This is a genomic window from Arenibacter nanhaiticus, from assembly GCF_900141935.1.
GTDB classification, from domain to species: domain Bacteria; phylum Bacteroidota; class Bacteroidia; order Flavobacteriales; family Flavobacteriaceae; genus Arenibacter; species Arenibacter nanhaiticus.
Genome location: NZ_FQYX01000008.1, coordinates 33,207 through 48,335, shown reverse-complemented (window position 1 = coordinate 48,335; position 15,129 = coordinate 33,207). Strand labels below are relative to the sequence as shown.

The window sequence follows — 15,129 nt, the reverse complement described above, 5'->3', positions numbered from 1 at the left end:
AAAAACGCAATCTATACTCTATTAATAGGCAAACATTCCTTAATTATAAGACCTTTTGGATTTTTTAAATTAGTTGAACCTTATTATTAAGGACAAACCAATCCCTGAAATGAGCATGACCGAAAACTGGTCGCAAATCCTGATCACATCTTTGTACCGAGCGAAACCCAAGTATGACCGTTAAAAAAACAACAGACATCTGCATATGCAAAATACAAAGCTGCTCCGAAAATATGAAACCCAATGTACAAAACTGGCATAAAGCCCGTTATTCACAAGTTGAAATTTTAGTCCGACTATTGATTTTTGAGAAATATTTAACTGTCAATTTGTCACAACTCCCTATATAGTGCTATCTTTGCAAACCCTTAAAGTTTAAGACAAATGCACAATAACGAGGAAAAGATCATAGACGAATCTGTACAAGGTACTGCCTTATCTATCGAAAAGAAACCTAATAGCAGCCGAAAGCTGTATATAGAAAGTTATGGATGCGCCATGAATTTTGCGGACAGTGAAATTGTTGCTTCCATTCTTTCCCAAGAAGGATTTAGTACCACACAGGAATTGGAAGACGCAGACCTTGTTTTGGTAAACACCTGCTCTATCCGTGAGAAAGCAGAACTTACCGTAAGGAAACGTCTTGAAAAATACAATGCCGTTAAAAGAACAAGACCGCACATGAAAGTGGGCGTTCTAGGCTGTATGGCAGAACGTCTTAAAACAAAATTACTTGAAGAGGAGAAAATTGTTGACATGGTCGTTGGCCCCGATGCCTATAAAGACCTACCCAATCTAATTCAAGAAGTAGATGATGGCCGCAATGCGGTAAACGTAATCTTGTCCAAGGAAGAAACCTATGGCGATATTGCACCTGTCAGACTCAATTCAAACGGGGTCACGGCCTTTGTTTCCATTACCCGTGGCTGTGATAATATGTGTACTTTTTGCGTGGTGCCCTTCACCAGAGGAAGAGAACGCAGTCGCGACCCACAATCTATTTTAGAAGAAGTAAACGACCTTTGCGAAAAAGGGTTTAAAGAAATTACCCTTCTTGGCCAAAATGTCGACAGCTACCTATGGTATGGTGGGGGACTTAAAAAAGATTTTGTAAAAGCCTCGGATATGCAGAAAGCTACTGCCGTAAACTTTTCAGACCTCTTGGACATGGTGGCCGTAGCACAACCTAAATTAAGAATCCGCTTCTCTACCTCTAATCCTCAGGACATGACCTTGGATGTTGTCAAAGTGGTAGCCAAGCACAAAAATATTTGCAACTATATTCACCTTCCAGTACAAAGCGGCAGCAATAGAATTTTAAAGGAAATGAACCGCCTACATACTCGTGAAGAATATATAGAACTGGTAAAAAATATCAAAACCATCATCCCAGACTGCTCTATTTCACAAGATATGATTACCGGCTTCCCTACAGAAACCGAACAAGACCACCAGGACACGCTGTCTTTGATGGAAGAAATAAAGTACGATTTTGGCTATATGTATGCCTATTCCGAAAGACCTGGCACCGCTGCCGCCCGTAATTTGGAAGACGATGTGCCACAAGAGACAAAAAACAGAAGGCTATCAGAAATTATCGCCTTGCAAAGAACCCACGGCCACTTTAGGAGCAAACAGCATATTGGAAAAATAGAAGAAGTTCTAATCGAAGGAACATCCAAAAAATCGGATCAGGAATGGATGGGAAGAAATTCCCAAAGCTCTGTGGTGGTTTTCCCTAAAGAACAATATAAGGTTGGGGATTTTGTTTTGGTAAAAATTACGGACTGTACTTCAGGTACCCTCATTGGTTCTGCGGTAGGTCTCTCGGACAACAATTAAAATCAGGACCCGATTTGAAACCCAAAAATTCACTTAACAACATTTTAAGGTCAGCCTAATATTTCTATTCAGAATATGGAATCGATTCAATCTATAAAACAACGCTTTGAGATCATTGGCAACGATGTAAAACTCAATCGTGCCATAGAAAAAGCAATCCAGGTTTCCCCTACAGACATTTCTGTATTGGTCACTGGTGAAAGTGGTGTTGGAAAGGAAGCTATCCCTAAAATCATCCATTCCCTTTCGCACAGAAAACATGCCAAATACATCGCTGTCAACTGTGGTGCTATTCCCGAGGGAACTATAGACAGTGAACTTTTTGGACACGAAAAAGGTGCATTTACCGGAGCTACCGCTACCCGAAGCGGTTATTTTGAAGTGGCCGATGGAGGTACCATCTTTTTGGACGAAGTAGGTGAACTGCCCCTGACCACGCAGGTGCGTTTATTAAGGGTATTGGAAAATGGAGAATTTTTAAAAGTAGGCTCCTCACAAGTTCAAAAAACCGACGTTAGAATCGTAGCAGCAACAAACGTCAATATGTTTGAAGCCATTAAAAACGAAAAATTCAGAGAAGACCTGTATTATCGGTTAAGTACCGTGGAAATCAATATTCCTCCTCTGCGAGAACGAAAAGAGGACATCCATATCCTCTTTCGAAAATTTGCTTCCGATTTTGGTCAGAAATACAAAATGCCCACCCTTAGGTTAGAAGATGACGCCATTCAACTGCTGATAAAATATCGTTGGCCGGGGAACATTCGACAATTGCGAAATATTGCTGAACAAATTTCTGTCTTGGAGAAAGACAGAAACATCACCATGACAACCCTGAACAATTATTTGCCAAACTCCTCTAATACCAATCTCCCGGCTATTGTAGCCAAAGAGAAAAAAGAAAGTGATTTTAGCAATGAGCGCGAAATTTTGTACAAAGTACTTTTTGACATGAAAAGTGACTTGAACGATTTAAAAAAATTAACTTTAGAGATCCTTAAAAATAACGATACGGAAAAGGTTCAGGAAGAAAACGAAAACCTGATCCGAAAAATTTACGGGGAAAGGGAAAAGCAATATAACGAGGAAGAAGATAGCTCAGAACTTAATGTTTTGCAACTGCCCGAGCCGCCTAGGGAGCCCGTTGTAGGCAAACCTATAGTAGAAGACAAGTATCATTTTGCCGAGGAAATTGAAGAAGAAGAAACCTTATCTTTACACGACAAGGAAATAGAACTGATTAAGAAATCGCTGGAAAGAAACAAGGGAAAAAGAAAAGCGGCAGCAACAGAACTAGGAATTTCAGAACGCACCCTTTATAGAAAAATCAAACAATACGACCTTTAAAATGCTTAAAATTAAAAATCAATTACTCCTTCTTATGGTCCTTCTAACGGCCATGGGTTGCGGAATATATAATTTTACGGGCGGGGATGTAGGAACCGCAAAAACCTTTCAGGTAAACTATTTTCAAAATTACGCCTCTCAAAATCCAGGGTCCACCTTTGAACCGGGGGTAGATAGGGATTTTACCCTAGCCTTACAGGATTTAATCTTAAACCAGACCAGCCTAGATCTGGTAAAGGCGAATGGTGACCTATTGTACGAAGGCGAAATTGTAGAGTACCGCGTATCGCCCATGTCGGCTACCGCACAACAAAATGCCGCACAAAACCGTTTGAGCATTGCCGTACAGGTACGTTTTTTTAACAATACCAAGGAGAATGTGGATTTTGAACAGCGCTTTTCGTTCTTTTTCGATTATCCTGCCAACGCACAGTTAGCTACGGTAAAAGATGAGGCACACCAAATTATTTTTGAGCGTATTACCCAAGATATTTTCAACAAATCATTGGCCGACTGGTAAACCATGAACGTACAGGACTTTACATATCTATTACAACACCCGGACAAGGTCGTTACCCCTGTACAGACCAATCACCTAGAAGATGTACTGGCCGAATACCCATATTTCCAGGCAGCAAGAGCCTTACATCTAAAAGGACTAAAGAACCTTAACAGTTTTAAATACAACAATGCCCTAAAAATTACGGCAGCCTATACAGCGGACCGGGATATATTGTTCGACTTTATTACTTCCAAAGATTTTCTTCAAAATGGCATTGCCGATTCTATTTCGGGAAAATCGACCTCCTTGAACGACACCGAAATTGTTTCGGAAGAACTTGTTCAGGATTTTAAGGAAAGTAAAGCCCTTATAGCAAGCTCGGAAGACGAACCCCTGCCAAGAACCAAAAAAGATGCTGACAACCTCCTAGACCCTTCCCTTTTCAAATCCAAGGATCCCAAAATAGACCTATCTATTGCAAAGGACAAAAAAAAAGTTGAGGATACACTGGAGATCGGGCAGCCTTTGCCGTTTACAAAAAAAGAAAAATATTCCTTCGGGGAATGGTTGCAATTAACCAATCAAGATCCTGTAACAAGAGAAACTATCAACCCACCTAGCCCCAACAAGGAAAACGCTTCACAAAAAAAGATGAATAGCCTTAAGACCAAAAAGTTTGAACTCATCGATAAATTCATTGAGAACAACCCCAAAATAGTCCCTAAAGAAAATACCACCAAGGTTAATATTGCCGAATCTGTCACCTTTGATCAAAATCAATTAATGACCGTAACCCTGGCAAAAGTATATCTAGAACAGAAGAAATATAAAAAAGCAATTCAGGCTTACAAGATTTTAAGTTTGAAATATCCAGAAAAAAGTAGTTTCTTTGCTGACCGAATAAAAGAGATAGAAAAAATACAACACGAAAACCTTTAGAGAATGAATACAACGTTTACAATATTCTTGGCACTTATCATCCTGGTTTGCTTATTATTAATGCTTGTAATAATGGTACAAAACCCTAAAGGAGGCGGACTATCTTCGAGCTTTGGAGCCAGTAACCAAGTCGTAGGAGGAGTAAAGAAAACAGGTGACTTCTTAGATAAGAGTACCTGGACATTAGCAACTTTATTAGTTGTCCTTATTTTACTTTCGAACGTAGCCGTAAAAGGAAATTTCAGCGGTAACGATTCAAAATTACTGAATGGCGCCCCTGTCGAAACCAAAACTGAGCAAGCGCAACCAGTAGCGCCTGCCACTAAATTGGAAACACCACAGGACAGTGCAGAATAACACAACTACACTCACATAACATATAAAAAATGCCAGCTTTAATGACAAGCTGGCATTTTTGTTTTAACAAAGTGTCAGTTTTATACAGATGGCATAATTTCTGCCATGTTAATGCAAAATAATTAAATAATAAAAATCTAATAATATGGCTAAACTTAGCATTAAACCGTTAGCGGATAGAGTTCTTATAGAGCCTATGGCTGCTGAAACAAAGACTGCTTCAGGTCTTTATATCCCAGATACCGCAAAAGAAAAACCACAAAAAGGTAAAGTTGTTGCTGTTGGTCCAGGTACAAAGGACGAAAAAGTTACCGTTGTTGTTGGAGACACAGTTCTTTACGGAAAATACGCCGGTACGGAATTAAAACTTGAAGGCACAGAATACCTGATGATGCGCGAAAGCGACATCTTAGCAATCATATAATCTGTATTTCTTTCTAGCGCAAGCTAACGACAAATACAAATCAAATAATTAATCACACTCATTGCTTGTATACTCAGGCAATTAAAAAGAATTTTTAATATGGCAAAAGATATAAAATTTGATATCGAAGCAAGAGACGGCCTAAAAAGAGGTGTCGATGCTTTGGCAAACGCTGTAAAAGTAACCTTAGGACCAAAAGGTAGAAACGTTATCATTAGCAAATCATTTGGAGCACCACACATTACAAAAGATGGTGTTACTGTAGCTAAAGAAATCGAATTGGCAGATCCATTAGAAAATATGGGTGCGCAAATGGTGAAGGAAGTTGCTTCTAAAACCAACGATTTGGCCGGTGACGGAACTACTACTGCTACTGTTTTGGCTCAAGCCATCGTAAAAGAAGGCTTAAAGAACGTTGCGGCAGGTGCTAACCCAATGGATCTTAAAAGAGGAATCGACAAAGCCGTTGAGGCTATCGTAGAAGATTTGTCAAAACAAACCAAAAAAGTAGGCGATTCTTCAGAAAAGATCAAACAAGTTGCTGCCATCTCTTCTAATAACGACGAAACTATTGGCGACCTTATTGCCCAAGCTTTTGAAAAAGTAGGTAAGGAAGGTGTTATCACTGTAGAAGAAGCAAAAGGTACCGATACCTATGTAGACGTTGTTGAAGGAATGCAATTCGACAGAGGATACCTTTCTCCATACTTCGTAACCGACTCTGAAAAAATGACGGCCGACTTGGAGAACCCTTACATCTTGTTGTACGACAAGAAAATTTCTTCGATGAAAGATTTGTTGCCAATACTAGAGCCAGTGGCACAATCAGGAAAACCACTTTTGATCATTGCTGAGGATGTAGACGGGGAAGCCCTAGCCACCTTGGTAGTAAACAAATTAAGAGGTTCTTTAAAGATTGCTGCTGTAAAAGCTCCAGGATTTGGAGATAGAAGAAAAGCAATGTTAGAAGATATCGCTATCCTTACAGGTGGTACAGTGATTGCCGAAGAAAGAGGCTTCACTATGGAAAATGCTACCTTGGATATGTTGGGTACTTGTGAGAAAATCTCTATCGACAAGGACAATACTACTATTGTGAATGGTGCCGGAGATGCTGAAACTATCAAAACAAGAGTCAACCAAATTAAATCTCAGATAGAGTCTACTACTTCAGATTACGACAAGGAAAAATTACAGGAGCGTTTGGCTAAATTAGCCGGTGGTGTTGCCGTCCTTTACGTAGGTGCTGCTTCTGAAGTAGAAATGAAAGAGAAAAAAGACAGGGTAGACGATGCATTGCACGCTACTAGAGCTGCTGTAGAAGAAGGTATCGTTGCCGGTGGTGGTGTTGCCTTGGTAAGAGCTAAAGCTGTGCTTGCTGCTATTGAAACCCTAAACGCTGACGAGGCAACTGGATTGCAAATTGTAGCCAGAGCTATTGAGACACCTTTGAGAACTATCGTTGAAAACGCTGGTGGAGAAGGTTCTGTAGTTGTCGCTAAAGTATTGGACGGTTCTGGTGATTTTGGATATGATGCCAAAACAGAAACGTATGTAGATATGCTTAAAGCAGGTATTATAGATCCTAAGAAAGTAACTAGAGTAGCCTTGGAAAATGCTGCCTCTGTTGCCGGTATGATCTTAACTACAGAATGTGCTTTAACCGATATTAAGGAAGACACTCCTGCTGCCCCTCCAATGGGTGGCGGAATGCCTGGAATGATGTAGTAGCACACTACAGCATGCCTTAAAACGCAAAAAACCGTCTTTGGAATTCCAGAGACGGTTTTTATTTTTATACCAAATACTAGGTAAAGGTTCAATTCCTATATCTTTTAGCATACTCCTTTGGGCGTTCCCTCCTAGGTCGGGCGGGCTCTTCGCTATATCCCTTGCGCAGCTGCGGGGATGCCGCTGCGATCCCTAACGCAAAATAACGAACTAAGATAAAAATCCTAGACCTTTAAAGGGTCCCCCTTAGAAACCTAGCTTGGAAAATATTGAAACCTCAACGACACATTTTAAAGAGAGGCTTTCCCAGCCCGCTCTAGCCGGACTAGGAATCCTCCTTAAATTTCTAAACACTTCTAGTGCTTTCCGCTATCATCGGTATTGTCTTCTCGGTACTTACAGCAAGGATGTATCTTATCGTATACTTCCTCGGTTGCCTTTAATTCTTTGGTGTCGTGCCCAACCGCAACAATAGCCGTTTTTATTTTCATCGCATTGGTTTTGCGCTCATCTACAATTAAGGATAATTCATGTGTCGGAATATCCCAAGAAGCATACTTCACTCCTTTTACACCCAATACCGCCTGCTCTATACGCTCTTTGCACATCACGCATTTTCCATCGACTTCAAAACTCATCTTTTTATTCTTTTCCTGTGCGCTCACTACCACAGAAACAAAAGCAAATACCACTCCTAAAATTATTTTTTTCATCTGTCTTTATTTTATAAATTACTTTATATATACTTACTTGTCTATTAATCAATTCGTCCTACGCCCCAATCGCTCTGTTATATTTTAAACCTAAACCCTGCATAGAACATTCGTCCCATAATTGGGGCATACACAATAGCGGTATCAAAATCGGGGCCGAAAGGATTATCGGCACCTATCACAGCATCCTCTTGGGTAAAATTAGTTAAATTTTCCCCGCCTACATATATCTCAAATTGCGCATTAAAAACTCTGGTAACCTGACTATTCATCAGACTGTAGGTAGGAGAATAGACATTCATCGTTTCTGAAGCAGCAGCAGTACTGGCAGGCAATCGTTGTTTCCCCAAACTATGCAAGGTATAATCGAATCGCCACTGCCCTCCCCTTTGGTTCGCGGTGGTAGCATATCCCAAATTCGCAAAAAACCGATGCTGGGCCTGTAAAGGCTTTTGTAGCGAACCCGATTTGTAATCGGTGCTAACATCATAAAATTTGTAGGCTGTCCTTAGTTCTACATTTTTCAGGATATCGTGATTTACTTCGATCTGAAAACTATTGGCCTTGCTCTTTCCTTCCAAATTATAAAAGGACACTTCCTGCTTCCGCTCCCAATCTACGACCACCTGATTTTTAAAATCGGTCACATAATAATCCAAGGATATACTCCCTGGCCTATTAAACAACCTAAATCCATGTAAAAAACTCACGCCATAGTTCCAAGCATCTTCTGGTTGCAACCCATAAATACCCCTGTTACCCCCTTCTACTAAAATTTGCCTCGAGGAACCGAACAACTGTTGGTTTTCTGCAAAGATGTTCGCTGCGCGCCTTCCTCGGCCTACAGAAGCCCTAAGCGTGGCATTCTCCCAAGGAATGTAACGTATATGTGCCCTTGGGGTAATAAAGGCACCAAGGGCATTGTGGGTGTCTACACGGACACCAGCCGTTAAGCTTAAGGCCTTTTGGTTGTCATAACTATATTCAAAGAAGGCACCGGCAGATTTATCGGTTCTGGAGTAATCCTGCACATTTACCAATTCGTTATACCCGTCGTAGGCAAAAGTAAGACCCGTTTTAAACTTATTAAAGGTATTGCCGATGATAGAATTAAACACTAGGTTACTGTACAAACTCTCATGATCAATATTGTATTGGTTAAGACCAAAATAAGAATCTTGCTTATGAATGTTATACGCCGCCTGAAAGCCAAGACTCTGAAAAGGAAGTTCGGGAAATACATACCCCAATTTCACCGAAGTATCGAACCTTCTGGTATCGATCTCGCTCCCCCAGGCGTTTTCGGTAAACTTATCTGTATCGGCATCAAAGCGGGTTTCGCCTAATTGCTTTTCATCATTTAAAAAACGTACGTTAAAAAAACCTACCCAACCCGTTGTTGCATTTTGGTATTGCCATCTATTTAAAACATTGATCTGCTTGCCCAAGGGAGCATCTAAAAATCCGTCCTTGTTCTCATCCTCCTTCACCCTTCTTTCACTTCCATGAACATAGAGTCCGGTACTTAATTTATCGGTCAGTTTTTTATTAAAGTGAGTATTCAATTCTAACCTGCCGTTTAAATTCGCATAGCCGTTCACAAACAAAGCATTATCAGTAAAAGGCTTCACCAATTCGGTATTAATCTGGCCCGAAATACTTTCATAGCCATTGACTACGCTCCCGGCTCCTTTGGTTATCTGAATGCTCTCTACCCATGTCCCAGGGGTAAAGGTCAACCCATAGGCCTGAGAAGCGCCTCTCACCATGGGAATATTCTCTTGGGTAATTAACAAATATGGACTGGTAAGTCCCAACATTTGTATTTGTTTGGTTCCCGTAAGGGCATCGGAAAAGTTTACGTCTATGGCCGGGTTAGTTTCAAAGCTTTCCGACAGGTTACAACAAGCCGCTTTTAGCAGTTCCGCACTATTAATGGTGACCACATTTTGAGTGCTGAAGAAAGACTTTTGAACAGCCTCCCTTTTTTGCTGCACAACGACCTCGTCCAAGGAATTAGCAGGACGCATCCAATGCTGCACCTTTTTTGGGGCACTTATCTGCAAGGTATCGGTCTCAAAACCCACATAACTAATGACCAAGTGCGAATATGCAGCATCAAAAGGTATCACAAAACTACCGTCGTCCTTGGTGACCGTACCTATCGGAGAGTTCAACCAATACACATTGGCACCAGCAAGCCCCATGGGTTTGTTTTCGGCATTGGCTTCGTTGATCCTTCCTTCTACCTTACTTTGTGACAAGGCCACACAAGGAAGCAACAACAATAAAAAAATATAAAATTTCATTGAGTTTAAGTATTATAATTTTCTTGATCAAGATACCCATATAGCCGTAGAAAGCCTTATTTATAAGGACACCTTGGAATTTTCAATTTATTAAAAATAATTTTCTCTTGATAAAATACCAAGTCATGCTCCCCATTAAAAAACGGCAAGCACCTTACTTAAAACCCTGAAAAATCAAATTAGAAAAACCTGGTCCAGCACACAAATGTCCTTGACCACCATTGGAGGCTGATAATCGCTGAAAGGAACAAGACGTTCCGGAGCCACATTAAATAAGTTGTAATAGGAGAAAACATATGCCGCAAGGAATACATGTTGATCCAAATCAAAACTTCCAGAGGACAAATTTAATTCCTCTTGTCCTGGGATAGTAATGATTTCGTTACTGCAACAGGCATTGAGATCGCTGATCACGGCTTGGGAAACCACGGTATCGTCCAAAGGCATCCCACAGCTATCCGGCTTATGAAAAAAAGCCACATCGATAAGGCTTCCCATACAGTAGTGCTTTTCTATGGTCCAAGACACGCTGGAGAGTAGCATCAAAAATGCCATCACGGTCGATACGATCCTAAAAGCCTTTCCTTTCATAAGTGCTAAAGTATACAATAAGCGCAAAATTAGGAATCCTCCAAATAACATTAACTAAATTTTAGGTAGTTTATCAACTTAATTTTAGGCACTTTACCATGAAAATATTTTGAATTAGCCTTATTTTTGAACAAATTTATTTTTATGTTAGAGGCATTACGACCAAAAGTTACACTTATCCTTGAGGATAAAGAAATAGATACCACAGAAAAACTACAAGCTGTTTGTACGCTTTTACAGGAAAATGTCCCTTATTACGATTGGGTGGGCTTTTATTTTAAAAATGGAGACAAGGAGGAGCTAAAACTAGGGCCTTATGCCGGAGCACCGACAGACCATACGATTATTCCTTTTGGCAAGGGTATTTGTGGACAAGTAGCGGTATCCAACCAAAATTTTGTTGTCCCCGATGTAAAAGCACAGGACAACTATATAGCATGTAGCATTACGGTAAAAGCTGAAATTGTTGTCCCATTGTTTGTCAATGGCAAAAACATAGGACAAATAGACATAGATTCTAATACCGCTGATCCCTTTTCCGAAGCCGATGAACGCTTTTTGGAATACATAAATGCGAAAGTAGCAGAAATTCTATAAAACTTTCCATTGATTATTAGTATTACTACTGTTATTTGCGCTCAAAATATTACTTTTGCGTCCTTATAATCCTTAACAATAAGCACATAAAAATGAGTACCACAAAAAAAGCTACTTCAGCCTTAATTTCTGTATTTCATAAAGATGGCCTAGAGCCCTTAGTAAAAAAGTTTAACGAACTAGGTATAACCATCTATTCTACTGGAGGCACTGAAACCTTTATAAAAGAATTAGGCATTGATGTAGTTCCTGTGGAAGACGTTACCAGCTATCCGTCTATTTTGGGCGGCAGGGTTAAAACATTACACCCAAAAGTTTTTGGTGGTATTTTAAACCGACAGGACAACGAGAAAGATCAGGAACAATTAAAAGAATTTGAAATTCCGCAATTGGATATCGTTATTGTTGACCTATATCCGTTCGAAAAAACGGTTGCTAGCGGTGCTTCAGAACAAGATATTATCGAGAAAATAGATATAGGCGGAATTTCGTTGATCAGAGCTGCTGCCAAAAACTATAAAGACACTCTTTGTGTTTCTTCAATGAAGGATTACGATGAAGTTCTTGATATAATTACCAAAGGAAACGGTAGTACTACCTTGGAAGACAGAAAACGTTTTGCCACAAAATCGTTCAACGTGTCTTCTCACTACGATTCTGCTATCTTTAACTACTTTAACCAAAACCAAGAAGAGGTTGCCTTAAAAATCAGTGAAGATAACGGCCAGGTATTGCGTTACGGGGAAAACCCACACCAAAAAGGATTCTTCTTTGGAGATTTCGACGCTATGTTCGAAAAACTGAACGGAAAAGAACTTTCTTATAACAACTTGTTAGATGTTGATGCGGCCGTGAACCTTATCAACGAATTTAAAGAAAACGAGCCTACTTTTGCTATTTTAAAGCACAATAACGCCTGTGGGCTGGCTTCAAGAAGCACTATTCACCAAGCGTATGTAGATGCTTTGGCAGGAGATCCAGTGTCAGCCTTTGGAGGGGTATTGATCAGTAATACTACCATTGACTTGGCTACGGCACAAGAAATTCACGGACTTTTCTGTGAGGTCGTAATTGCACCAAGTTATGATGCCGAGGCCTTGGAACTTCTAAAAGGAAAAAAGAACCGTATTATTTTAATCCAAAAGGACGCTGCCTTACCAACAACTACGGTAAGAACATGTCTAAACGGAATATTGGTACAAGGAAAGGACGATAAGACCGACACTCTTGAAGACCTAACCAATGTAACTACCGAGAAACCATCGGCAAGAGAATTGGAAGATTTGATTTTTGCTTCTAAATTATGTAAGCACACCAAAAGCAACACTATTGTTTTGGCAAAGAACAAGCAATTATGTGCTAGTGGAACAGGACAGACTTCTCGTGTAGACGCCTTGAACCAGGCAATTCACAAGGCACAGTCCTTTAATTTTGACCTGAATGGGGCTGTAATGGCCAGTGATGCTTTTTTCCCATTCCCAGACTGTGTAGAAATTGCGCATAAAAGTGGGGTAACAAGCGTTATACAACCAGGAGGATCAATCAAAGATCAATTGAGTGTTGATTATTGTAATGACAATAAAATTGCAATGGTTATGACAGGAACACGTCATTTTAAACATTAAATTTAATACATTAGAGCATTATACATTAAAAAACAGACACCTAACAATTAATAAATGGGATTTTTTGACTTCTTAACCGAGGAAATAGCAATAGACTTAGGAACTGCTAACACCCTCATTATTCACAACGATAAGGTGGTAGTAGACTGTCCATCGATCGTTGCTAGGGACAGAATTAGTGGTAAAATTATTGCTGTCGGGAAAGAAGCCAGCATGATGCAGGGAAAAACACATGAAAACATCAAAACCGTACGCCCTCTAAAAGATGGCGTTATCGCAGATTTTGATGCCTCTGAAAAGATGCTCATGATGTTTATTAAAAATATTCCGGCCTTAAAGAAAAAATGGTTTCCTCCAGCATTAAGATTGGTTATTTGTATTCCTTCAGGCATTACCGAGGTAGAAATGCGCGCGGTAAAAGAGTCTGCCGAAAGAGTGAATGGCAAAGAAGTATACCTTATTCACGAGCCCATGGCAGCAGCCATTGGTATTGGCCTGGATATCATGCAACCAAAAGGAAATATGATCGTTGATATAGGAGGGGGTACCACCGAAATTGCGGTTATTGCCTTAGGGGGAATTGTATGTGATAAATCCGTTAAAATTGCAGGAGATGTTTTTACCAATGACATTATTTACTATATGCGAACGCAGCACAACCTCTATGTTGGGGAAACTACTGCCGAAAACATAAAAATAACGATAGGTTCGGCGACAGAAGACTTGCAAACACCTCCAGATGAAATGTCCGTGCAAGGGCGCGATCTTTTAACTGGAAAGCCAAAACAAGTTGCCGTCTCTTACCGCGAAATAGCGAAGGCACTGGACAAGTCCATATTAAGGGTAGAAGACGCGGTAATGGAAACCTTATCGCAGACGCCTCCAGAATTGGCGGCCGATATTTACAATACCGGTATTTATTTAGCCGGTGGAGGTTCTATGTTAAGAGGATTGGATAAAAGATTGTCGCAAAAAACCGATCTTCCCGTATATATCGCGGAAGATCCTTTAAGAGCCGTTGTCAGAGGTACTGGTATTGCTCTAAAAAACCTAGATCGCTACAAGAGTATTCTAATCAAATAACAATTCGATTAACGTACTTCCTACTAGGAAAAATCATAAAATTAAATATAGGAAGGTCTTCAAAGACCTTCCTTTCAATCCTTTACAATAAAAAGAATTAAAAAAACAATCTAGGTGAATGCAGCAGATTATCAATTTTATAATAAGAAACAAGAATTTCTTACTCTATGTCTTGCTGTTCACTATTTCCTTTGCTTTTACGGTGCAATCGCATTTGTACCACCATTCCAAGTTCTTTAACTCTGCTAATTGGCTCACCGGGAATATCTTTCAAACACAAAGTAATATTTCCTCCTATTTTAGCCTAAAAGAACAAAACCAAAATCTCCAGGAAGAAAACCAAAGACTTCGATTTCTTTTGTTTAACAAAACAGAAAAAGATACCATCCCTTTAGATACCAGCAATTATAAATACACTGTAATTGCCTCTCAAATTATTAAGAATAGCTTCTCTTTACCAAAAAATTATATCACTATAGCCAAGGGAAGAAATGATGGTATAAAAGCCGACATGGGCGTTATTACGGCCAATGGTATCCTGGGAATTATAGAAAATATTTCCCCGAATTTTGCTACCGTACAGAGTATCTTGAACACCAACTCGCGTATCAATGCCAAAATTAAAAATACCAACCATTTTGGCTCTTTAGTTTGGGACACCAAAGATTACAACACCGTTCAACTTACCGATATACAAAGGTTAGTACCTATAAATATCGGAGACACCATCGTTACTGGGGCAAGTTCTAGTATCTTTCCAGAAAACATTCCTATAGGAATTATAAAGAATTTCAATCTAAACAACACCCAAAACTCGTATCACATAGATGTGGCCCTCTTTAACGATATGACCAATGTTAAACATATTTATATTATAGAGAACCACCACCGAGAAGAAATACAACAATTAGAATCTACGACCAAAAATGACTAGTAATGGCTACCTTATAAATACGACTAGATTTATATTACTAATTTTGGTACAGGTCCTTGTTTTTAATAGGCTCAATTTTTTTGGATATATAAACCCAATGGTTTATATTTTGTTTCTGTATTGGTATCCATTAAC

The 15,129-nt window shown here is 39.7% G+C and carries 14 protein-coding genes; 11 read left to right on the top strand and 3 right to left on the bottom strand.

Features of this window, described 5'->3' with window-relative positions; all coding sequences use genetic code 11:
• The first annotated feature begins 384 nt into the window (after positions 1-384).
• The 7 genes from miaB to groL all read left to right on the top strand — a co-directional run bounded on the left by miaB (position 385) and on the right by groL (position 7,139).
• Positions 385-1,842 (top strand): tRNA (N6-isopentenyl adenosine(37)-C2)-methylthiotransferase MiaB, encoded by a 1,458-nt coding sequence (miaB, locus tag BUA16_RS06875; protein WP_072764015.1) that lies wholly within the window; start codon positions 385-387, stop codon positions 1,840-1,842.
• Positions 1,843-1,917: 75 nt separating this feature from the next.
• Entirely contained in the window at positions 1,918-3,189 is a 1,272-nt protein-coding gene (locus BUA16_RS06870; protein ID WP_072764014.1) for a sigma-54 interaction domain-containing protein, read from the top strand.
• Between the two features lies 1 nt (position 3,190).
• Positions 3,191-3,709 (top strand): LptE family protein, encoded by a 519-nt coding sequence (locus tag BUA16_RS06865; protein WP_072764013.1) that lies wholly within the window; start codon positions 3,191-3,193, stop codon positions 3,707-3,709.
• 3 nt (positions 3,710-3,712) lie between these two features.
• The gene (locus BUA16_RS06860; protein WP_072764012.1) at positions 3,713-4,630 is read left to right on the top strand and encodes a hypothetical protein; all 918 of its coding nucleotides are present in this window, start codon (positions 3,713-3,715) and stop codon (positions 4,628-4,630) included.
• A 3-nt stretch (positions 4,631-4,633) separates the two neighbouring features.
• Positions 4,634-4,987 carry a preprotein translocase subunit SecG gene (gene secG, locus BUA16_RS06855; protein ID WP_072764011.1) on the top strand — a complete coding sequence of 118 codons (354 nt, stop codon included), beginning with the start codon at positions 4,634-4,636 and terminating at the stop codon, positions 4,985-4,987.
• 145 nt (positions 4,988-5,132) lie between these two features.
• The gene (locus BUA16_RS06850; protein ID WP_072764010.1) at positions 5,133-5,411 is read left to right on the top strand and encodes a co-chaperone GroES; all 279 of its coding nucleotides are present in this window, start codon (positions 5,133-5,135) and stop codon (positions 5,409-5,411) included.
• A 99-nt stretch (positions 5,412-5,510) separates the two neighbouring features.
• Positions 5,511-7,139 (top strand): chaperonin GroEL, encoded by a 1,629-nt coding sequence (gene groL, locus BUA16_RS06845; RefSeq protein WP_072764009.1) that lies wholly within the window; start codon positions 5,511-5,513, stop codon positions 7,137-7,139.
• A gap of 359 nt (positions 7,140-7,498) precedes the next feature.
• On the opposite strand, the gene BUA16_RS06840 is transcribed toward groL, so the two are convergent.
• From BUA16_RS06840 to BUA16_RS06830, 3 genes are all read right to left on the bottom strand, one after another.
• On the bottom strand, positions 7,499-7,855 hold the full coding sequence (locus BUA16_RS06840) for a heavy-metal-associated domain-containing protein (protein ID WP_072764008.1): 357 nt from the start codon (positions 7,853-7,855) through the stop codon (positions 7,499-7,501).
• Between the two features lie 77 nt (positions 7,856-7,932).
• Positions 7,933-10,164 carry a TonB-dependent receptor gene (locus BUA16_RS06835; protein ID WP_072764007.1) on the bottom strand — a complete coding sequence of 744 codons (2,232 nt, stop codon included), beginning with the start codon at positions 10,162-10,164 and terminating at the stop codon, positions 7,933-7,935.
• 174 nt (positions 10,165-10,338) lie between these two features.
• Positions 10,339-10,755: an HYC_CC_PP family protein gene (locus BUA16_RS06830; RefSeq protein WP_143150468.1), complete on the bottom strand. Its 417-nt coding sequence runs from the start codon at positions 10,753-10,755 to the stop codon at positions 10,339-10,341.
• 144 nt (positions 10,756-10,899) lie between these two features.
• On the opposite strand from BUA16_RS06830, the gene BUA16_RS06825 reads away from it, so the two are divergent.
• The 4 genes from BUA16_RS06825 (at position 10,900) to mreC (ending at position 14,994) form a co-directional block, all read left to right on the top strand.
• Complete coding sequence (locus BUA16_RS06825) at positions 10,900-11,352, top strand: GAF domain-containing protein (protein ID WP_072764006.1); 453 nt, start codon at positions 10,900-10,902, stop codon at positions 11,350-11,352.
• Positions 11,353-11,444: 92 nt separating this feature from the next.
• Positions 11,445-12,977, top strand: coding sequence for a bifunctional phosphoribosylaminoimidazolecarboxamide formyltransferase/IMP cyclohydrolase (gene purH / locus BUA16_RS06820; protein ID WP_072764005.1), 1,533 nt, complete (start codon positions 11,445-11,447; stop codon positions 12,975-12,977).
• A gap of 54 nt (positions 12,978-13,031) precedes the next feature.
• Positions 13,032-14,060, top strand: coding sequence for a rod shape-determining protein (locus BUA16_RS06815; protein ID WP_072764004.1), 1,029 nt, complete (start codon positions 13,032-13,034; stop codon positions 14,058-14,060).
• A gap of 118 nt (positions 14,061-14,178) precedes the next feature.
• Entirely contained in the window at positions 14,179-14,994 is an 816-nt protein-coding gene (gene mreC / locus BUA16_RS06810) for a rod shape-determining protein MreC (protein WP_072764003.1), read from the top strand.
• Positions 14,995-15,129: the final 135 nt, after the last annotated feature.